We start from the raw sequence: 19,377 nt of genomic DNA on the forward strand, positions 1-19,377 counted from the left end.
ATGAGCGGACCCCGGGGATCCCGAGGACAGACGCTGCGCCACCGGCTCGCCGGAGTGGTGTTCGTGCTGGTGCCCGCCCTGCTGATCTGGCTGGCGGTCGCCGTCTACGACAAGGAGTTCACCGAGTCCGACCGGGTGGTCGTCGAGACCGGCAGCGCCGGCAACCAGATGCACCCGGGCGCCGAGGTCAAGCTGCGCGGCGTCGTCGTCGGCGAGGTCCGCGCCATCGACGCCACCGGCGACGGGGCCCGGCTCACCCTCGCCATGAAGCCCGGCGCACTGGACGACGTACCGTCCGACGTGCGCGCGCAGATGCTGCCGACCACGCTGTTCGGCGAGCGGTTCGTGGCCCTAGTGCCGCCCGCGAACCCGTCGCCGCAGCCGCTGGCCGCCGGAGCCGTCGTCCCCCAGGACCGCTCCGCGAACGCCATCGAACTCCAGCAGGTGCTCGACAACGTCCTGCCGATGCTCACCGCCGTCCAGCCGCAGAAGCTCTCCGCGACCCTGTCGGCCGTCTCGCAGGCCCTGGAAGGGCGCGGCGGCAGACTCGGCGAGACGCTGAGCCTGCTGGACGAGCACCTGGCCGAGTTCAATCCGAACCTGCCCGCCCTCAACCGTGACCTCAGGGAACTCGTGAAGGTCAGCCATGTCTACGCGGACGCCGCGCCCGACATCATCACGGCGCTCACCGACTTCACCACCACCAGCGGCACCCTCGCCGAAAAGGAGGCGGACCTCGCCTCCACCCTCGGCGCCACGACCCGGACGGCCGAGGACATGACGGCCTTCCTGCGCAAGAACGAGGGCAACCTCATCCGGCTCGCGGCCACCAGCCGGCCCACCCTGGAGCTGCTCGCCGAGTACTCCTCGGCCTTCCCCTGCACCCTGCGCACCCTCGCCGAGTTCGTACCGGCCATGGACAAGGCGCTCGGCAAGGGCACCGACCGGCCCGGCATCCACGTCGACGTCACCTCCGTCACCGCCCGCGGCGCCTACCGCCCCGGCCGGGACACCCCGGTGTACGACTCCGGCGGCGGGCCCCGCTGCCCCTCCGTGCCCTACGTCGGCTCGCTGCCCCGGCCCACCGTACGGGCGGCCTCCTCCGCGGCCGCCCAGGACCTCGGGCCCGCCAACTCCCCGGCGGAGAACGACCTCGTCAACGAACTGCTCGCCCCCGCCGCAGGTGAGAGCCCCGGCGACCTGCCCGACTGGAGCAGCCTGCTCGTCGGCCCCGTCTACCGCGGTGCGGAGGTGACCCTCGGATGACCGGGACCGACCCGACCGACCACGCGCACACCCGTCGCCGCCCGCTGACCGGGCCGCTGCTCAAGTCCCTCGTCTTCGTGGTGGTCACCGCCGTCGCCACCACCGTGCTCGGTCTCGGCGTCGCCGGCTCGGGTACCGGCACCGGAACCGGCGGCCGTACCTACAAGGCCCTGTTCACCGATGTCACCGGCCTCATGGCCGGCGACAGCGTACGGATCTCCGGGGTGGCGGTCGGCGAGGTGACCGACGTACGCGTCGTCCAGCGGCGCACCGCTCAGGTCACCTTCACCGTCCGCGACGACCGCACGCTGCCCCGGTCGACCACCGCCGCCGTGAAGTACCTCAACATGGTCGGCCAGCGCTATGTGTCCCTCGGCCGCGGCAGCGGCGACCTCACCGGCACCCTCGAGGAGGGCGGCACCGTGCCGCTCGACCGCACCACACCCGCGCTCGACCTGACCCTGCTCTTCAACGGCTTCAAACCGCTGTTCGAGGGGCTCTCCCCGAAGGACGTCAACGAACTCGCCGGATCGATCGTGCAGGTCCTCCAGGGCGAGGGTGCCACCGTCGACAGCCTGATCCGCCACATCGGCTCGCTCAGTACCACCGTCGCCGCCAAGGACAAGGTGATCGGCCAGGTCGTCGAGAACCTCACCACCGTCCTGGACACCCTCAACGACCGCGAGGACAGCTTCGACGACCTCGTCGTCACCCTGCGGAAACTCGTCACCGGCTTCGACAAGGACCGCAAGCCCCTCGGCAAGGCCGTCGCGGCCATGGGTGACCTGACCACCGTCACCGCCGACCTCGTCAAGGACGGACGCGCCCCCCTCAAGCGGGACATCCGGGAACTCGGCCGGCTCTCGGGGAACCTCGGCGAACACACCCCGCAGATCGAGGAGTTCCTCGAGCGGACCCCCGCCAAGATGACCGCCCTGGCCCGCCTGTCCTCCTACGGATCGTGGTTCAACCTCTACCTCTGCGAGGCACGCGTGAGCGGAGTGACCACCTCCGACGGCTCCGAACCGCCGACCGGTATCGCGATCACCGAATCGAGGTGCCGCGGATGAGACGCCCGCGCATCACACCGGTCAAGGAACGCAACCCCGTCGCCGTCGGCGTCGCCGGGCTGCTCGCCCTCACCCTGCTGGGCGGCCTCGCCTACAGCGCGGACCGGCTCCCCTTCACCGGCGGCACCGCCTACAGCGCCGACTTCTCCGAGGCGGCCGGCCTGGACGAGGGCGACGAGGTGCGCATCGCCGGCGTCAAGGTCGGCAAGGTCACCGGCGTCGCGCTGGACGGTGCCAAGGTGAAGGTCTCCTTCGAGGTCGAGGACGCCTGGCTCGGCGACCGGACGACCGCCGCCATCGCCATCAAGACCGTCCTCGGCGACAAGTACCTGGCGCTCGACCCGCTCGGCTCCGGCCCGCAGGACCCCGGCAGTCGCATCCCGCTGACCCGCACCACCTCCCCCTACGACGTGACACAGGCCTTCCAGGACCTCAGCGGCACCGTCGACGCCATCGACACCCGGCGGCTCGCGGAGAGCTTCGCGACCATCTCCGAGACCTTCGAGGACTCCCCGCCCCATGTGAGCAAGGCCGCCACCGGACTGTCCGACCTGTCCCGCTCCGTCTCCGAGCGGGACGCCGAACTCTCCCGGCTCCTCAAGGGCAGCGCCCGGTTCTCCAAGACGCTGGAGAACAAGAAGTCCAGCTTCGAGACCCTCATCGAGGACGGCGGCTCCCTGCTCGGCGAACTGCGCAACCGGCGCACCGCCATCCGCGCCCTGCTCAAGGGAAGCCGGGAGCTGGGCACCGAACTGGGCGGCCTGGTCAAGGACAACGAGAAGCAACTCGGTCCCACCCTGAAGGCCCTCGGCCGGGTGACCGGCGTCCTGGAGAAGAACAACACCCAGCTCGGCAAGACCCTCGCACTGGTCGGCCCGTACTACCGCCTGGTCGGCAACACCCTGGGCAACGGCCGCTGGTTCGACAGCTATCTCTGCGGGGTCGTGCCCCGCGACTACCTGCCCGAGACCTCCCAGCCCGAGACCGGATGCCTGCCGCCGAAACAGCCGGCGGCGGCCCAGGGGAGCGGTGAGCGATGAGCCGACGCAGAAAGATCCTCACCGGCCTGCTCGCCCTCGTGCTGGTCGCCGCGGGCGGCCTGGTCGCCGTCTCGGCCCTCTCCTCCGACGGGATCCGCGTCACCGCCTACTTCGACCGCGCCATCGGCGTCTATGCCGGGTCCGACCTGCGCGTCCTCGGGGTACGGGTCGGTGAGGTCGAGTCGGTGCGGCCGCAGGGCACCACCGTCCGCGTGGAACTCCGCCTGGACGAGGGGGTGAAGGTCCCCGGGAACGCGCGGGCCGTCGTCGTCGCGCCGAGCGTCGTCGCCGACCGCTATGTGCAGCTCACCCCCGCCCACAGCACGGGCCCCGCCCTCGCCGACGGCGCCGTACTGCCCGCCTCGCGCAACCGCGTCCCCGTCGAGATCGACCAGATCTACGACTCGATCACCGAACTCGGTGAGGCGCTCGGACCGGACGGCGCCAACGCCGACGGCGCCCTGTCCGGACTGCTGCGGACCGGCGCCGCCAACCTCGACGGCAACGGTGAGGCCATCGGCGACAGCGTCGAGGAGTTCGGCAAGGCGGCGAAGACCCTCGACGGCAGCAGCGGCGACCTGTTCAGGACGCTCGGCAGCCTCCAGACCTTCACCACCATGCTCAAGAACAAGGACGGCGACGTACGCACCGCGCAGGAACGCCTGGACGAGGTCGTCGGCTTCTTCGCCGACAACAAGGACGACCTCACCGGCGCGCTCGAGGAACTCGGCAAGGCCCTCGGCCAGGTCAAGACCTTCGTCGAGGACAACCGGGGCGAGCTGAAGAAGAACGTCGACCGGCTCGTCCCCCTCACCCGGACCCTGGTCGAGCAACGCGCCTCGCTGGCCGAGGCGCTGGACGTGGCACCGCTGGCCGCGGGCAACGTCGTCAACGCCTACAACCCCGACACCCGCACCCTCGACGGCCGCGCCAACCTCAACGAGATCAGCATGGGCGGCCCGATGCTGCCGCTGCCCGTCACGGGCGCCTCGTCGGCGACGGCGGGGAAGGGGGAGAGATGAAGCGCGGCACACGGAGCACCGGACGGGCCGCCGCGACGCTCGGACGCGGCGCGTTCACCACCGGCCGGGTCGCCGGCCTCACCGCGGGCGGACTGATCGCCCTCGGCCTCGGCTTCACCCTCGCCGTCGGCGGGGTCGCCGCCGTCCCCCGCGGCTTCGACGGCATCGGGGATCTGCCACTGCCCGGCGGCGCCGACCTCGGTGACGACCCCTACACCGTCACCGCGGAACTCGGCGACGTCCTCAGTCTGGTCCCGCACTCCGCGGTACGGGTCAACGACGTCGCCGTCGGCCGGATCACCGGCATCGAACTCGCGGACGACGCCTGGTCGGCCCGCGTCACCATGGAGATCAACGGCGACGTCACGCTGCCCGCCGACGCGACCGCCCGGCTCGAACAGTCCAGTCTGCTGGGCGAGAAGTACATCCAGCTGATCGCGCCCGCCGAGGGAAGCGGCGGCGGCAGGCTGGCCGACGGCAGCGTCATCCCGCTCTCCCGCACCAGCCGCAACACCGAGGTGGAGGAGGTGTTCGGCGCGCTGTCCCTGCTCCTCAACGGCGGCGGCGTCAACCAGCTCAAGACCATCACCCGGGAGCTCAACACGGCGCTCGGCGGTCGGGAACCCGAGGTCCGCTCCATGCTGAAGCGGGTCAACACCCTGGTGACCGACCTCGACGACCACCGGGAGGACATCACCGACGCCCTCGACGCCGTCAACCGGCTCTCCTCGACCCTCGCCCACCGCAAGGACGACGTCGGGACCGTCCTCACCGACCTCTCGCCCGGCCTGAAGACGCTGGAGAGGCAGCGCGGCTCCCTGCTGACCATGCTGCGTTCCCTCGACACGCTCTCCGGCGTCGCCGTCTCCACCATCGACGCGAGCAAGGACGACATGATCGCCGACCTCAAGGCCATCGCGCCGACGCTGAAGGCGCTCGCCGACGCCGGCGCGGACCTGCCCGACTCGCTCCAGGTGCTGCTCACCTACCCATTCACCGACGAGGTGCTGAGCGGAGTGAAGGGCGACTACCTCAACGCGTATCTGAGCATGGTCGCCGCGCCGGGGACCGAGGTGATCCCGCCGATCGCGGACCCGACCGCCCCCTCACCCGCGCCCACCCACACGGTGGGCGGCGAGGCGGGTGCGGCCGGGAAGAAGCGGTCCTTCGGAGAGGACGACGGCGGGGCCACGGGCCGGGGCTCCGGGGCGTCGTCCGCCTCGTCCGCCGCCCCCTCGTCCGCCGCGTCGCCGGCACCGTCGCGCGACTCCTCGCCGCTGCCCCTGCCTTCCGTGTCCGCGCCCGCCACCGGGACGCACACCGCTCCGGCGGCCCCGGAGGGAGGTGAGAGCAGGTGATCACCCTCGCCGTACGGCTGAAGAACCTCGCCTTCCTCGTCGTCGCCGTCCTCGCCCTCTCCTTCCTCGGCATCCGCTACGCCGACCTCGGCCGGTTCGTCGGCGTCGCCGACTACTACACCGTGGACGTACATCTCCCGCGCACAGGAGGTCTGTTCACTCACTCGGACGTGACCTACCGAGGCGTCTCGGTGGGCCGTGTCGGCCCGATCGGCCTGACCGCCGACGGCGTCGTCGCCGAACTCAGGATCAAGAAGTCCGCCCCCCGCATCCCCGCCGACACCAAGGCCGTGGTCGCCGGGCTCTCCGCCGTGGGCGAGCAGTACATCGACCTGCGGCCGGAGAGCGACGGTTCCCCCTACCTCACCGAGGGCACCCGTATCGAACAGGCCGACACCCAGGTGCCCGCACCCGTCACGGATGTCCTCGCCAGCGTCGACGACCTCGTGAGCTCCGTCCCGCTGGACGATCTGCGCACGGTCGTCGACGAGTTCGGCAAGGCCTTCGAGGGACACGGCGACGACCTCCAGGTACTGCTCGACAGCGGCAGCGACTTCGTCGAGGCCGCCGACCGGGCCCTGCCGTCCACCACCCTGCTCATCACCGACGGCGAGACCGTCCTGCGCACCCAGGCCCAGGAGGGCAAGGCCATCCGGGACTTCGCCGTGGGGGCGGAGGAACTGGCTCGTGCCCTCAAGGGCTCCGACGCCGACCTGCGCCGTCTCCTCGCCGTCACACCCGAGGCCGCCACCCAGATCAGCGGCGTGCTGCGGGACCTCGATCCGAGCCTCGGCGTCGTACTCGCCAACCTGCTCACCACCGCCGAGGTCGCCGTCACCCGGCAGCGCGGCATGGAGGAACTCCTCGTGAAGTACCCGGCGGCCGTCGCCGCCGGCTCCACCGCCGTCGACGGAGGGAAACTGAACCTCGGCATGGCCGTCACCTTCTTCAACCCCCTGCCCTGCACGGCCGGATACGGCGCCACGCGCTACCGCAACGGCCTCGACCTCGGCACCGCGCCCGCCCTGAACACCGGCGCGGCCTGCACCGCCCCGGCGGCGGGAGGGTCGAACGTACGCGGCTCGGCGAACGCCCCCAGGGGCGGCCCCGTGCCCGATCCGGCCAGGCCCGGTTCCCTGCCCTCGGGCAGCGGCGCGGCGGCGAAGGACGGGGCCGCGGCGCTCCCCGGCGCGCTCGCCCTGCCCGGACAGAGCGGCGAGGCACCGCGGGACCTGACGGGCATCCTCGCCCCGGCCACTGGTGGTACGCGATGAGGCGGGCCCGGATCCTCGCCGGAGCGGGACTCGCGCTGGCCCTCGGCTTCTGCGGCACCGGTGCGTGGACGTACGCCCAGGCGCGCACCGACGACTCGCTCGCGTACGGCCGGGAGCGGGACGAGGCGCTCGCCGACGGACGCGCGGGCATCGCCGTACTCACCACGCTGGACGCCACCACCCGGCAACGGGCGGAGCGGAGCATCCGGGACTGGCGTGACGCCTCCACCGGGCCGCTGCGCGAGGAACTGGGCGACACCGGGGCCGAGACGGGAGCCTCGGCGCGCGGCACGGTCACCGACGCCGCCGTCACCGCTCTCGACACGAGGTCCGGCACGGCCAAGCTCATCGCCACCGTCCGCGTCGAGGTCACCCCGGCCGGCACGAAGAAGCCGACCACCGACCGCAAGCGCCTGGAGGCGGTCCTGGCCCGTACGGGCGAGGGCGAGTGGAAGGTGAAGGCACTGAGCGCCGTACCGGTCGAGGGCGAGAGGGAGACCAGGGATCGATGACACCGACATGGCTACCGCGCAGGGGCGGTTCACCGAAACCCGGTACGGGGAGGGACGCGCCTGCGGCTTCGGACCCCGCGAGCCCGCTGTCGGGGGGCGCCGCTGCCGGGAGCGAGGGGCCGGCGAGGGAGAGCCGCGACGGCGGAGGGCCCGGAAACGAGGGCTCCGGCCCCGAGGACGAGTGGTCCGACGGCGCACCCGGTGACGCCCCCGCCCGCCGCCTGCCGGACGGCCGCCTGCGGCGGGTCGCCCCGGCCGGGGTCGCCCTGGCCCTCGTCCTCGGTGGCTGTGGCTTCTTCTACGCGGCGCACCAGCTGAGGTCGGCCGCGCCCGCACAGAACCGCGCGCTCACCGACACCGAGGCCACCACCCGCGTCGCCGGTGACGTCGGCAACTCCCTCGCCCGTGTCTTCTCCTACACGCCGGACGGCACCGCGGCCGCCGAGCGCTCGGCACGCACCGTCCTCGACGGCCGCGCCGCGCGCCAGTACGCGACGCTCTTCGAGCGCGTCCGCGACGACCTCACCGAGCAGCGCGTCACCCTGAGTACCCGGGCCGTCCGCACCGGAGTGGTCGAACTCGACGGTGACAGGGCCCGTCTGCTGGTCTTCCTCGACCAGACCTCCCGCCGCGGCAAGGCCGAGGTCACCACCGCGGCGGCCCAGCTCACGGTCACGGCACGGCTGGAGAACGACCGGTGGCGGATCGTCGACATCAAGGCCCGCTGACCATGCGCGGGAGACTGGAGCACCTCATGGAACGCGCGGCCCGCCCCCTCGTCACCAGCCGCTTCCGGCCGCTTCCGGCCCTGGCTCTCACCCTCACCCTCCTCGCAGGCGGCTTCGCGGCGTGGACAGGCCAGGACTGGTACCGGGCGGCCCACGACGACCAGGCCGCCTACGCCGCACAGCGGGATGCGGCACTCGCCGCCGGAGAGCAGGCCGTGCAGAACCTGAACACGCTCGACCACCGCGACGTGAACCAGGGACTCGACCTCTGGGAATCCTCGACGACCGGTGAGCTGCACGAGCAACTGGCCTCCGGCAGAGCCGAGTTCGCCGAGCAGGTGAAGGAGGCGGAGACGGTCAGCACCGCCCGGGTCCTGTCGGGCGCCGTCGCCGAACTCGACGACCGCGCCGGCCGTGCCCGGGTGCTGGTCGCCCTGCGCGTCACCGTCAAGGCGTCCGACGGGGCGCGGACCGACAAGGACAGCCGCATGCTCGGCGAACTCACCCGGACCGACGGCCGGTGGAAGCTGAGCGCCCTGGGCCAGGCGCCCGTGGGCGGCACACCGGCCGGCTGACCGGTCCCGCACCGCAGAAGCCGGCCGCAGCGAGGAGGACACCGCACCATGTCGACGACCCGTCACCACATCAACCGCCAGCGGCGCCGTCAGGCCCGGGAGACCCGGCCCGCCGCCAACGCCACTGCCCCCGCCGGGAGTCCGGACAGCACGGGAGGCGGCACCGGCACCCGCGGCACGGCCGTCCTGGCCCCCGCCGACGCCCCGCCCCCGGCCTCGGACCGGCAGGCCGAGCCGGGCGCGGCCGGCGAGAGGAAAACCACGCGAGCCCGCCCGCGCCGCCCCTTCGGCCTGGTGGCACTCTGCGCGCTGACGGTGTTCCTCGGCGTCTTCGCGGGCTGGGCGCACGCGGAGGCCGAGGCGCTGCGAGCCGATCCCGCGCGGAGCAACACCGCACTGACCGACCTCGCCCGCACCAGCGAGATCAAGGGACAGGTGGCCAAGGCCGTCGACCGGCTCTTCTCCTACGACCATGCCGACCCCGGCGCTCACGAGCAGGCCGCGAAGGACCTCCTGACGGGGAAGGCCGCCGACCAGCACCGGGACCTGCTCGCCGACGTCCGCGAGCGGGCCGACAAGCAGAAGGCCGTCATCACCACGACGGTCACGGAGACGGCGGTCGAGCGGATCGACGGCGACCGGGCCCGGGTTCTCGTCTACGCCGACCAGAGCAGCGTCGCCACCGCCGGGAAGAAGGCCGCGAAGGACGAGGGCGTGTACGCGGCGGCCATGCTCGCCGCGGACGTCGTGCACCGCGACGGACGCTGGCTCCTCTCCGGCATCGACACCTTCGGCCGCTGAGAGCCGTGCGACCGGCCGTACCGAGCGAACGACCGCACCCCCCGCCGCACGCCCCGCACGTCCCGCACGCCCCGCACGTCCCGCACGTCCCGCACGCCCCGCATGTCCCGCACGTCCCGCACGTTCCGCACCTCCCACGGATCCGACAGGAGTGACGACCATGTCCGTACGCCGTGCCCGACGCGTGTATTCCGGCCGGGCCCGCAGGGGACTGCGCACGACCGTCCTCGCCGTGGCGGCCATGACCGCCCTCACCGCTTCCCAGGGGCCCGGCGTTCTCCGGGACGCGACGGACGCCCAGGCCGGACCGGCGGCCGACGACGCGGGGCCGGAGGCCGCGGGTGACCCGTACGCCGAACTCGCTCCACCGGGTGACGGCTCCTACCACACCGAACTCCCGCCCCTTGCGACCCCGGAGGTCGCGTCGGCCTCCCCCGCGCTCGGGCGGGACGTCCGTGTCCAGTCGGGCATCCCGGCCACCGTGCTGCGCGCCTACCGTGCCGCGGAGACGTCGGTCGGCAGGACGGACCCCGGCTGCCGGCTGCCCTGGGAACTGCTCGCGGCGATCGGCAAGGTCGAGTCCGGCCAGGCACGCGGCGGCGCGGTCGACCGGAACGGCACGACTCTGGGCCGTATCACCGGGCCACCGCTGAACGGCCGGGGTTTCGCCCTGATCCGGGACTCGGACGGGGGCGCTCACGACGGTGACACGGTCTACGACCGGGCGGTGGGCCCGATGCAGTTCCTGCCGTCCACCTGGGCCCGCTGGGGCACGGACGGCAACGGCGACGGCCGCGCCGACCCGAACAACATCTTCGACGCGGCGCTGGCGGCCGGACACTACCTCTGCGCCGGCGACCGGAACCTGGGCCGGCCGGCGGACCTGGACCGGGCGGTCCTCAGCTACAACCACTCCCGTTCCTACCTGGAACTGGTGCGGTACTGGCTGGAGTTCTACAGCCGCGGAGTCCACACCGTCCCCGACGGCAAGGGTGTCGTCCCCCGGAGTCCCGGCGCGGGCGGTGACACCCCGGCGACCGAGCCGGTCGACGCCGGAAGCGGCGGCAAGGGAGGCGGGGGCGGGGGCGGCGGCATCGTCATCGGTCCGCAACCGAGCGCACCGGGCGGCTCCGAGCCGCCCGAGCCGTCCCCGGGCCCGTCCTCGCCCGCTTCGGAGCCGCCCACCTCCCCGCCCCCCGGCCCCAGCAGCTCCCCGACGGACCCTCCGACGAGTCAGGAGCCCTCGGAGTCGCCCGGGGAGTCCCCCACGGGGACTGCGGAGCCGTCGCCGGACCCGACCGGCCCGAGCCCTTCGCCGAGCACCCCGGACGCCTGCCCCTCGGAGCCGGACACACCGTCCCCCGACCCCACGGCCTCCCCGGCCGACCCCGACTCACCCTGCCCGACCCCGTCGGCCACATCGCCCGAGGAGTAGGGGCAGGGGAACTGGGGATCAGGGGAAGGCGACGGGTGGACCGGGCCGTTGCCGCCCGTGGGTGGCTCAGCCCGCCTGCCCCATCCCCGCCGCGTTGGGCCAGGCGGTCTGCGGTCCCGGCCAGCCCGTCGCCGGGGCCATGGAGAGGCCGTCGGTGCCCCTGACCTGGGCGGCCGTCAGGCCGCCGCGGGCCGGGACACCGGGCGGGGTGGGGCCGGCGGGCGGCGGCATCTGGGCGGCCGGTACCGGCGCCGGGTACGCCGCCGCGGCGGGCATCGGAGCCTGCGCCGCCGGCGCGAGCGGCTGTGCTGGCATCGGTGCTGGCATCGGTGCGGGCTGCGGGACCGGCTCCGGGACCGGCTCCGGGAACTGCTGGGGCACGGGGTGCGGCACGGGCTGAGGCAGTTGCTGCGGCACCGGCCGGGCGACAGGCTGAGGCATCCCCTGGGGCCCCAGCCCGATCCCCGGCGAGGCCGCGGCCGGCACCGGTATCCCACCGCCGGCGTCCGCCATCACGGTGGACGCGGCTGCGGGGAGCGGCATACCGGTGCCGGCGGCCGGAGCGGCGAAGAGCCCCGGGGCGCCGGCACCGATGGCCTGAGCGGCGAGTCCCCGCATCCCCGACCCGTTGGTCTCGCTCACCAGGCGGTCCACGGCCGCCGTGCCCGAGCTGTAGCTGGTCCCCGAAGCCTGCTCGGGTACGGCGGCTCCCCTCCTGGATGCCCCGTAGAGCACCTGTTCCAGGCCGGACACCAGGCGACGCACATCCACCTGGGGGCGCACCACGAGACGCAGGAAGCGGCTGGACGAGCCGATCTTGTTGCCGCACTCACGGACCAGGATGCGGTGCTCGGTGAGCATCCGGTCCCGGACCACGGTTCCCTCGGCGCCCACGGGGAGGCGTACGAAGAGGAAGTTGCCCTGGGACGGGTAGACCGTCAGCCCGGGCAGCGACGAGAGCTGGCCCGACATGTCCATCCGGTCGCGGCGGACCTGGTGGAGGCTCTGGGCGTACTCGGCGCCGTGCTCCTTCAGCATGAACACCACGTGCTCCGCGAACGAGTTGAGGTTCCACTTGGGGAGCATCGAGCGCACCTTGCCCGCGAGCGCCGGGTTGGCGACCAGATAACCGAAGCGGATGCCGTGCAGACCGAAGTTCTTGCCGAGGCTGCGCAGCACGATGACGTTGGGCCGCAGCATCGCCTCCTGGACCACACTGGGTTCGTTCTCCGCGTCGGCGAACTCCAGGAAGGACTCGTCGATCACCACCAGGTCCAGGTCGGCCATCGCGTCCATGAACTGCACGACCGCGTGCTTGTGCAGGAAGCCGCCATCAGGGTTGTTCGGGTTGCAGATCACCGCCACCCGGGTGCCCCTGGCCCGTATGAACTCCGCGTACTGCGCCAGGTCGAGCGCGAATCCGCCGGACTCCTGGAGCGGGAACATGTCGACCCGCTTGCCGGTCTCCATGGGCTGGTCGGTCCAGCGGCCGAAGGTGGGGACGGGCACGGCGAGGGACTCGCGGACCAGGAGGTGGTCGATCCAGGTGATGAGCTCCGTCGAACCGTTGCCCATGGCCACGCACTGCGGCGGCAGTTGCAGCAGGCTGCACAACTCGGCGGTGATCGTGTCGGCGCTGCTCGGGTAGTACGTGATGATGTCGCGCAGCCGGACCGCCATGTCCTCGAACATGGCGGGGGTCGGGAAGTACGGATTGCAGGGAATGCAGAAGTCCACCGGGCCGGCCCCGTCGCTCTCCCGTGCCAGCGCCGCCATCGACGGACTGTGCGCCGCGGTGCTGCGGAACAACGAGGTGACGTTGTCGGCCATGGAACCTCCGTGTACGGCGGGCCGGCCGGGGAGGTTGCGGGCCCGTCATGCCTGGGTGGCCCGTGCGGGGGAGCACGGGCCACCCAGGAGTACGGAGCGGGACAGGCCGCCGTTCAGCTCATGTGTGGGAAATGTGACGGCGGCTCATGGCCGGGGCTCACGCTCCGAAGGAGTGCAGCGTCGTCGTCCGGTAGGTCTCTCCCGGCCGCAGCACGGTCGACGGGAACGACGGCTGGTTCGGCGAGTCCGGGAAGTGCTGGGTCTCCAGGCACAGCCCGTCGCCCTGCCGGTAGACCCGGCCGCCGCTGCCGACGAGGGTGCCGTCGAGGAAGTTGCCGGAGTAGAACTGCAGGCCCGGCTCGGTGGTGGCGATGCTCAGGGTACGGCCGGAGCCCGGGTCACGGAGTACGGCGACCCGCTCGGGGCGGCGGGTGATGCCCTTGTCGAGGGCCCAGTTGTGGTCGAACCCCTGCCCGTACAGCACCTGCTGTTGCGCGCTGCGGATGTCCCGGCCGACCGGCTTGGTCCGCCGGAAGTCGAAGGGGGTGCCCCCGACCCGCGCCCGTTCGCCCGTGGGGATCAGCCCGGAGTCGACGGGTGTGTAGCGGGAGGCGTCGATGGACAGCTCGTGGTCGTATATCGAGCCGCTGCTCTCGCCGGCGAGGTTCCAGTAGACGTGGCTGGTGAGATTGACGACGGTGGCCTTGTCGGTGGTGGCCTCGTAGTCGACGCGCCAGTCGCCGTCCCGGGTGAGGGTGTACGTGACCTTCGTGCGCAGCGTGCCCGGGTAACCCATCTCACCGTCGACGGCGGTGTAGTACAGGTACAGTCCGATGTCCGAGCCCCGGGTGAAGGGCTCGACGTCCCAGACCCGCTTGTCGAAGCCCCGGTCGCCGCCGTGCAGGCTGTTCTCGCCGTCGTTGACGGAGAGCTGGTACGGAGTGCCGTCGAGGGTGAAGCGGCCGCTGGCGATGCGGTTGCCGTAGCGGCCGATCAGGGCTCCGAAGTACGGGCTGGAGGCGACGTACTCCTCGAGGGTGTCGAAGCCGAGGGAGACGTTGGTGCGGCGGCCGTGGCGGTCGGGGATCTCCAGGGACTGGACGATGCCTCCGTAGGAGAGCACCCTCATCCGGGTCCCGCCGTTCGCCAGGGTCCAGCTGTGGACCTTGGTGCCGTCGGCGAGCCGGCCGAAGAGTGTCCGCGCCGGCTTCCCCCTGCCCGGCGAGGCGTGTGCCGTACCGCCGAGGGCGGTGGTGGCGGCCACCCCGGCCGCCGCCGCTCCGGCTCCTGCGATGACCGTGCGTCTGCTCAGTTCCATGTGCGGCTCCCGAAAGGGAAGGGGCCCCGCCGTCCGGCGGGGCCCGAGCTGACTTACGAACCGACCTTGCGCTTGTTCCACACGTCGAAGCCGACCGCCGCGAGCAGCACCATGCCCTTGATGACCTGCTGCCAGTCGGTGCCGATGCCGACGAGGTTCATACCGTTGTTCAGCACGCCCAGGACCAGGCCGCCGATGATGGCGCCGAGCACGGTGCCGACACCGCCGGCCATCGACGCTCCGCCGATGAACGCGGCGGCGATCGCCTCGAGTTCGAAGTTGAGGCCGGCCTTGGGAGAGGCCGCGTTGAAGCGGGCGGCGAAGACCAGACCCGCCAGGGCCGCGAGCATGCCCATGTTCAGGAAGACCAGGAAGGTCACCCTCTTGTCCCGCACGCCGGACAGCTTGGCCGCGGGCAGGTTGCCGCCGATGGCGTAGATGTGGCGGCCGATGACGGCGTTGCGCATCACATAGCCGAACCCGACGAGCAGCGCGCCGAGGATCAGCAGCACGATCGGGGCGCCCTTGTAGCTGGCCAGCAGCATCGTCACCACGAGGATGGCGGAGGCGAGCGCGACGAGCTTCAGCAGGAACAGCTTGGTGGGCAGGACGTCGAGGTCGAACTCCTTCTGGCGCCGGCGGTCGCGCATCTCCTGGAGGAGGACGAGCGCGATCAGCGCGAGGCCGAGGAGCAGGGTGAGATTGTGGTAGTTCGTCTGCGGGCCGACCTCGGGCATGAAGCCGTTGGCCACCTTCTGCAGGCCCTTGGGGAAGGGGCCGAGGGTCTGGCCCTCCAGGAAGATCTCGGTGAGACCGCGGAAGGTCAGCATGCCCGCGAGGGTCACGATGAACGACGGTATGCCGCCGTAGGCGATGAACCACCCTTGTATCGCGCCCGCGATGGCCCCCACGGCCAGGCACAGCACCACCGCCAGTGGCCAGGGTATGTCGTTCCTGACCATGAACACCGCGGCCATCGAGCCGACGAACGCCGTCAGTGAACCGACCGACAGGTCGATGTGGCCGGCGATGATGACCAGCATCATGCCGATCGCGAGGATCAGGATGTAGCTGTTCTGCAGCACCAGGTTGGAGACGTTGCGCGGCAGCAGCAGGTCGCCGTCGGTCCACACCGCGAACAGCGCCACGATCAGGCCGAGCGCCATCAGCATGCCGTACTGCCGCATGTTGCGGCGCATACCGTCCAGCATCAGCTGGAGCAGGCCGTCACCGCTGCCCGTCCCGTTCCCGCCCGGCGGCGCGGCCGCCGGGGTCTTGTCGGTGACTGTGCTCATCGGGATACCTCTTTGTCCTTCGTCATCTGACGCATCAGCGATTCCTGGGAGGCCTCGGCCCGCGGGAACTCACCGGTCAGCCGCCCCGCGGCCATCGTGTAGATGCGGTCGCACATGCCGAGCAGCTCGGGCAGTTCGGAGGAGATGAAGACGACCGCCTTGCCCTGGGCGGCCAGCTTGTCGATGACCGTGTAGATCTCGTACTTGGCGCCCACGTCGATACCGCGGGTCGGCTCGTCGAGGATCAGTACATCGGGACCGGCGAAGATCCACTTGCTGAGCACGACCTTCTGCTGGTTGCCGCCGGACAGCTTGCCCACCGGCTCGAACACCGTCGGCGCCTTGATGTTCATGGACGTGCGAAAGCCCTCGGCGACCTGCCGCTCCTCGTGCTCGTCCACGACGCCCCGCTTGGCGACCTTGCCGAGCGCGCTGAGCGAGATGTTGCGGTTGATGGTGTCGATGAGGTTCAGGCCATAGTGCTTGCGGTCCTCGGTGACGTACGCGATGCCGTGTCCGACCGCCTCCGGCACGGTCTTCGTACGGATCTCCTTGCCGTCCTTGAGGACCGTGCCGCCCGCGTGCCGGCCGTAGGTGCGGCCGAAGATGCTCATCGCCAGCTCGGTGCGGCCGGCGCCCATCAGCCCGGCGATCCCGACGATCTCGCCGCGCCGGACCGTCAGCGACACGTCGTCGACGACCTTGCGCTGCTGGTCGATGGGGTGGTGCACGGTCCAGTTGCGGACCTCCAGGGCCGGGGCGGTGCCCTCCTCCGGGTGGTGCGGGGTGCGCTCCGGGAAGCGGTGCTCCAGGTCGCGGCCGACCATGCCGCTGATGATCCGGTCCTCGCTGGTCTCCGGGGCCTTCACGTCGAGCGTCTCGATGGTCTGCCCGTCCCGCAGGATCGTCACCGAGTCGGCGACCCTGCGGATCTCGTTCAGCTTGTGGGAGATGATGATGCAGGTGATGCCCTGTCCCTTCAACTGCAGGATCAGATCGAGGAGTTTGCCGCTGTCCTCGTCATTGAGCGCCGCGGTGGGCTCGTCGAGGATGAGCAGCTTCACCTTTTTCGACAGCGCCTTGGCGATCTCCACCAGCTGCTGCTTGCCCACACCGATGTCGGCGACGCGGGTCTCGGGATGCTCGCCGAGCCCGACCCGGCGCAGCAGTTCGGCGGCGTGCCTGAGGGTCTCGTTCCAGTTGATGAAGCCCCGGGTGGCGTGTTCGTTGCCGAGGAAGATGTTCTCGGCGATCGACAGATAGGGCACCAGGGCCAGCTCCTGGTGAATGATCACGATGCCGTGCTGTTCGCTGGCCCGGATGTCCTTGAACCGGCAGGCCTCCCCCTCGAAGAGGATCTCCCCTTCGTAGGAGCCGTGCGGGTGGACGCCGGAGAGGACCTTCATCAGGGTCGACTTGCCGGCGCCGTTCTCCCCGCAGATGGCGTGGACCTCGCCCTGCCGGACGGTCAGTGTGACGTCCGACAGCGCCTTGACGCCGGGAAAGGTCTTGACGATCGAGCGCATTTCCAGGACGGGTCCCGCCATGGTCGTGCCTTCCAATCCGTGGTGGGCGGGAGTTAGCTGAGGTCGCCTTCCTTGATGTAGCCGGAGTCGACGACGGTCTTCTGGTAGTTCTCCTTGTCCACCGCGACCGGCTCCAGCAGGAAGGCCGGGACGACCTTGGCGCCGTTGTCGTAGGTCTTGGTGTCGTTGGTCTCGGGCTTCTTGTCGTTGAGCAGGGCGTCGACCATGTTGGAGGCCACCTTGGCGAGCTCGCGGGTGTCCTTGTAGACGGTCATCGACTGCTGGTCGGCGATGATCGACTTCACCGAGGCGACCTCGGCGTCCTGGCCGGTGACGACCGGCAGCGGCTTGTCCTTGGACCCGTAGCCGTCCGACTTGAGGGCGGACAGGATGCCGATGGAGATGCCGTCGTACGGCGAGAGCACCGCGTCCACCCGGGCGTTGCGGTAGGCCGAGGTCAGAATGTCGTCCATGCGCTTCTGGGCGGTGCCGCCGTCCCAGCGCAGGGTGGTGACCTGGTTCAGTTCCGTCTGCTTGGACTTGACGACGAGCTGCTTCTTGTCGATGTAGGGCTGGAGGACGTTCATGGCGCCCTGGAAGAAGTAGCGGGTGTTGTTGTCGTCGTTGGAGCCGGCGAACAGCTCGATGTTGAACGGGCCCTTCTCGCTGCCGTCCTTCAGGCCGAGCTGCTCGACGATGTAGGTGCCCTGGAGTTCGCCGACCTTCTCGTTGTCGAACGAGGCGTAGTAGTCGACGTTCTCCGTGCCGAGGATGAGGCGGTCGTAGGAGATCACCGGGATGTCGGCGTCCTTGGCCTGCTGGAGGACGTTGTTCATCGACTTGTTGTCGATGGCCGCCACGATCAGGGCGTCCACGCCCTGCGTGATCATGTTCTCGATCTGCGAGACCTGCTGGTCGGTGTCGTCCTCGCCGTAGGCCAGCTTGGTCTTGTAGCCCTTGGACTCGAGGTTCTTCACGACGTTGTTGCCGTCGGCGATCCAGCGCTCGGAGGACTTGGTCGGCATCGCGATGCCGATGGTGGCTCCCTCGGAGCCTCCCTTGTTCTCCTCGCTGCCGCCCTCACTGTTCTGGCCGCAGGCGGTCAGGGTGAGGGCGAGGGAGGCGGCGGTGGCCATGGCGGCGAAGGCGGCTCTGCGATTACGCATGGTCATCATCCTTGATCTGTGCGGGTCGGGTCTGGGCGGGCGGGGCGCTTGCGGGGGTGAAGCCGTGGAGCCGAGAACAGTAGTGTGCGATTGTGCGCGGCTGTGTCCACTTCTGTGAAGCCGAGTTTCCGAAGCGTTATCACGAGATGTCGAACCGGCTCAGATTCCCGGGGAGCCGTGAGCCGAGCGGCGCCATGTCGCCGTCCGCGCCGTGGCGGGCCAGCAGATCCAGGGCCAGCCGTCCGCGCCGCACGCGCTCCTTCGCGGTCGCCAGGGTGAGCTCCCGCAGCTGGTGCCCGTAGGGGTAGATCCCGGGTGCCTTCGCCAGGCCGAACTTCAGGTACAGCGGGGCACCGCGCCGGATGAGCTCGGCGACCTCGTACATCCGCACGTATCCACCCAGGTCGTCAGGGGCCTCGATGTACATGTCCATCGGGGCGGCCGAGACCCTGCGTATCTCCGTGAGATGCGCGAGCGTCAGATCGCTCGGCACGTTGATCGAGTCCGCGCCGAGCCGCTCATGGACCGCGTACGAGGCCGGGTTGACGGGTCCGACGAGCGCCGACACCTTCAGCGTGGTGTCGGCGGGCAGCAGCCCGGCCGCCCGCGCCCGGTGCAGTGTCCACAGCACGCCCTCGTCCGCGACGAGCAGGCACCTGACGCCCAGTTCCGTGGCCCGCACGGCGTCCTCGACGCATCCGGCGACCGCGTCGTGTCCCCGGGCGCGCACTCCGGCGCCGTGGGACTCGGTACGGGTCGAGCCGCCGATGTCCCAGGTGCCGCGCGGGCCGGTGAACAGGCACAGCTCGATGTCCCGCTCCGCGGTGGCCTCGACCATCTCGGTGACCTCGGCGTCGGTCAGCATCCAGACGCCGCTGCCCTGGCTGATCCGGTGGATCGGCACATCGAGGCGCGAGGCCTCCTTCAGTACCACCGCCAGCGCCTCGGGTCCCTCGCACGAGGGGATCTCGGTGCGCCAGCGGCCGCCGCCGGGGAAGGTGTGCGGTGAGGCGTCGGCGGGGTCGAGGGCGGGCGCGCTCAGGCCGAGCGCGGTGAGCGCCTGCTCACCGGGCCGGCGGGGCGCCTTGGCGGAAGCGTCGGTCACGGGGTGTCCTTTGTGTTCGATATTTCGGACGAGGTTCGCGGCTCGGGGTGCGGGCC

At 71.2% G+C, this 19,377-nt stretch carries 17 protein-coding genes; 11 read left to right on the plus strand and 6 right to left on the minus strand.

The window, feature by feature from the left end; all coding sequences use genetic code 11:
- The 11 genes from ACZ5C2_RS03620 to ACZ5C2_RS03670 all read left to right on the plus strand — a co-directional run bounded on the left by ACZ5C2_RS03620 (window position 1) and on the right by ACZ5C2_RS03670 (window position 11,081).
- Window positions 1-1,266: an MCE family protein gene (locus ACZ5C2_RS03620; protein WP_468786122.1), complete on the plus strand. Its 1,266-nt coding sequence runs from the start codon at window positions 1-3 to the stop codon at window positions 1,264-1,266.
- The gene (locus ACZ5C2_RS03625) at window positions 1,263-2,336 is read left to right on the plus strand and encodes an MCE family protein (protein ID WP_468786124.1); all 1,074 of its coding nucleotides are present in this window, start codon (window positions 1,263-1,265) and stop codon (window positions 2,334-2,336) included. Before ACZ5C2_RS03620 ends, ACZ5C2_RS03625 begins: the two co-directional genes overlap by 4 nt.
- On the plus strand, window positions 2,333-3,376 hold the full coding sequence (locus tag ACZ5C2_RS03630; RefSeq protein ID WP_468786126.1) for an MCE family protein: 1,044 nt from the start codon (window positions 2,333-2,335) through the stop codon (window positions 3,374-3,376). Before ACZ5C2_RS03625 ends, ACZ5C2_RS03630 begins: the two co-directional genes overlap by 4 nt.
- A complete protein-coding gene (locus tag ACZ5C2_RS03635) occupies window positions 3,373-4,398 on the plus strand; it encodes an MCE family protein (protein WP_468786128.1) in 1,026 nt (341 codons plus the stop codon). The genes ACZ5C2_RS03630 and ACZ5C2_RS03635 overlap by 4 nt, the downstream gene beginning before the upstream one ends.
- Entirely contained in the window at window positions 4,395-5,756 is a 1,362-nt protein-coding gene (locus ACZ5C2_RS03640; protein WP_468786130.1) for an MCE family protein, read from the plus strand. Before ACZ5C2_RS03635 ends, ACZ5C2_RS03640 begins: the two co-directional genes overlap by 4 nt.
- Entirely contained in the window at window positions 5,753-7,030 is a 1,278-nt protein-coding gene (locus tag ACZ5C2_RS03645) for an MCE family protein (protein ID WP_468786132.1), read from the plus strand. Before ACZ5C2_RS03640 ends, ACZ5C2_RS03645 begins: the two co-directional genes overlap by 4 nt.
- Window positions 7,027-7,542 carry a hypothetical protein gene (locus tag ACZ5C2_RS03650; RefSeq protein WP_468786134.1) on the plus strand — a complete coding sequence of 172 codons (516 nt, stop codon included), beginning with the start codon at window positions 7,027-7,029 and terminating at the stop codon, window positions 7,540-7,542. Before ACZ5C2_RS03645 ends, ACZ5C2_RS03650 begins: the two co-directional genes overlap by 4 nt.
- The gene (locus tag ACZ5C2_RS03655; RefSeq protein ID WP_468786136.1) at window positions 7,539-8,270 is read left to right on the plus strand and encodes a hypothetical protein; all 732 of its coding nucleotides are present in this window, start codon (window positions 7,539-7,541) and stop codon (window positions 8,268-8,270) included. Before ACZ5C2_RS03650 ends, ACZ5C2_RS03655 begins: the two co-directional genes overlap by 4 nt.
- 26 nt (window positions 8,271-8,296) lie before the next feature.
- Window positions 8,297-8,845 (plus strand): nuclear transport factor 2 family protein, encoded by a 549-nt coding sequence (locus ACZ5C2_RS03660; RefSeq protein ID WP_468786688.1) that lies wholly within the window; start codon window positions 8,297-8,299, stop codon window positions 8,843-8,845.
- Window positions 8,846-8,893: 48 nt separating this feature from the next.
- Window positions 8,894-9,646, plus strand: coding sequence for a hypothetical protein (locus ACZ5C2_RS03665; RefSeq protein ID WP_468786138.1), 753 nt, complete (start codon window positions 8,894-8,896; stop codon window positions 9,644-9,646).
- A gap of 160 nt (window positions 9,647-9,806) precedes the next feature.
- Window positions 9,807-11,081: a lytic transglycosylase domain-containing protein gene (locus tag ACZ5C2_RS03670; protein WP_468786140.1), complete on the plus strand. Its 1,275-nt coding sequence runs from the start codon at window positions 9,807-9,809 to the stop codon at window positions 11,079-11,081.
- A 66-nt stretch (window positions 11,082-11,147) separates the two neighbouring features.
- On the opposite strand, the gene ACZ5C2_RS03675 is transcribed toward ACZ5C2_RS03670, so the two are convergent.
- From ACZ5C2_RS03675 to ACZ5C2_RS03700, 6 genes are all read right to left on the minus strand, one after another.
- Entirely contained in the window at window positions 11,148-12,911 is a 1,764-nt protein-coding gene (locus ACZ5C2_RS03675) for a pyridoxal phosphate-dependent aminotransferase (RefSeq protein ID WP_468786142.1), read from the minus strand.
- Window positions 12,912-13,068: 157 nt separating this feature from the next.
- The gene (locus ACZ5C2_RS03680; RefSeq protein WP_468786144.1) at window positions 13,069-14,229 is read right to left on the minus strand and encodes an aldose epimerase family protein; all 1,161 of its coding nucleotides are present in this window, start codon (window positions 14,227-14,229) and stop codon (window positions 13,069-13,071) included.
- A gap of 53 nt (window positions 14,230-14,282) precedes the next feature.
- Window positions 14,283-15,524 (minus strand): multiple monosaccharide ABC transporter permease, encoded by a 1,242-nt coding sequence (gene mmsB, locus ACZ5C2_RS03685; RefSeq protein WP_468786146.1) that lies wholly within the window; start codon window positions 15,522-15,524, stop codon window positions 14,283-14,285.
- Complete coding sequence (mmsA, locus tag ACZ5C2_RS03690; RefSeq protein WP_468786148.1) at window positions 15,521-17,071, minus strand: multiple monosaccharide ABC transporter ATP-binding protein; 1,551 nt, start codon at window positions 17,069-17,071, stop codon at window positions 15,521-15,523. Before mmsA ends, mmsB begins: the two co-directional genes overlap by 4 nt.
- Before the next feature lie 32 nt (window positions 17,072-17,103).
- Window positions 17,104-18,216 carry a multiple monosaccharide ABC transporter substrate-binding protein gene (gene chvE / locus ACZ5C2_RS03695; protein WP_468786150.1) on the minus strand — a complete coding sequence of 371 codons (1,113 nt, stop codon included), beginning with the start codon at window positions 18,214-18,216 and terminating at the stop codon, window positions 17,104-17,106.
- Window positions 18,217-18,355: 139 nt separating this feature from the next.
- Window positions 18,356-19,321, minus strand: a complete 966-nt coding sequence (locus tag ACZ5C2_RS03700; RefSeq protein ID WP_468786152.1) for a hypothetical protein — start codon at window positions 19,319-19,321, stop codon at window positions 18,356-18,358.
- Window positions 19,322-19,377: the final 56 nt, after the last annotated feature.

It is taken from the genome of Streptomyces sp. NPDC031365, from assembly GCF_055569765.1.

Bases quoted from the DNA above. Each gene is read 5' to 3' on its own strand.
- ACZ5C2_RS03675 (WP_468786142.1), bottom strand. From the start codon at position 12,911: ATGGCCGACAACGTCACCTCGTTGTTCCGCAGCACCGCGGCGCACAGT.
- mmsB (WP_468786146.1), bottom strand. From the start codon at position 15,524: ATGAGCACAGTCACCGACAAGACCCCGGCGGCCGCGCCGCCGGGCGGG.
- ACZ5C2_RS03640 (WP_468786130.1), top strand. From the start codon at position 4,395: ATGAAGCGCGGCACACGGAGCACCGGACGGGCCGCCGCGACGCTCGGA.
- ACZ5C2_RS03680 (WP_468786144.1), bottom strand. From the start codon at position 14,229: ATGGAACTGAGCAGACGCACGGTCATCGCAGGAGCCGGAGCGGCGGCG.
- ACZ5C2_RS03660 (WP_468786688.1), top strand. From the start codon at position 8,297: ATGGAACGCGCGGCCCGCCCCCTCGTCACCAGCCGCTTCCGGCCGCTT.
- ACZ5C2_RS03670 (WP_468786140.1), top strand. From the start codon at position 9,807: ATGTCCGTACGCCGTGCCCGACGCGTGTATTCCGGCCGGGCCCGCAGG.
- ACZ5C2_RS03630 (WP_468786126.1), top strand. From the start codon at position 2,333: ATGAGACGCCCGCGCATCACACCGGTCAAGGAACGCAACCCCGTCGCC.
- chvE (WP_468786150.1), bottom strand. From the start codon at position 18,216: ATGCGTAATCGCAGAGCCGCCTTCGCCGCCATGGCCACCGCCGCCTCC.
- ACZ5C2_RS03665 (WP_468786138.1), top strand. From the start codon at position 8,894: ATGTCGACGACCCGTCACCACATCAACCGCCAGCGGCGCCGTCAGGCC.
- ACZ5C2_RS03650 (WP_468786134.1), top strand. From the start codon at position 7,027: ATGAGGCGGGCCCGGATCCTCGCCGGAGCGGGACTCGCGCTGGCCCTC.
- ACZ5C2_RS03625 (WP_468786124.1), top strand. From the start codon at position 1,263: ATGACCGGGACCGACCCGACCGACCACGCGCACACCCGTCGCCGCCCG.
- ACZ5C2_RS03655 (WP_468786136.1), top strand. From the start codon at position 7,539: ATGACACCGACATGGCTACCGCGCAGGGGCGGTTCACCGAAACCCGGT.
- mmsA (WP_468786148.1), bottom strand. From the start codon at position 17,071: ATGGCGGGACCCGTCCTGGAAATGCGCTCGATCGTCAAGACCTTTCCC.
- ACZ5C2_RS03620 (WP_468786122.1), top strand. From the start codon at position 1: ATGAGCGGACCCCGGGGATCCCGAGGACAGACGCTGCGCCACCGGCTC.
- ACZ5C2_RS03635 (WP_468786128.1), top strand. From the start codon at position 3,373: ATGAGCCGACGCAGAAAGATCCTCACCGGCCTGCTCGCCCTCGTGCTG.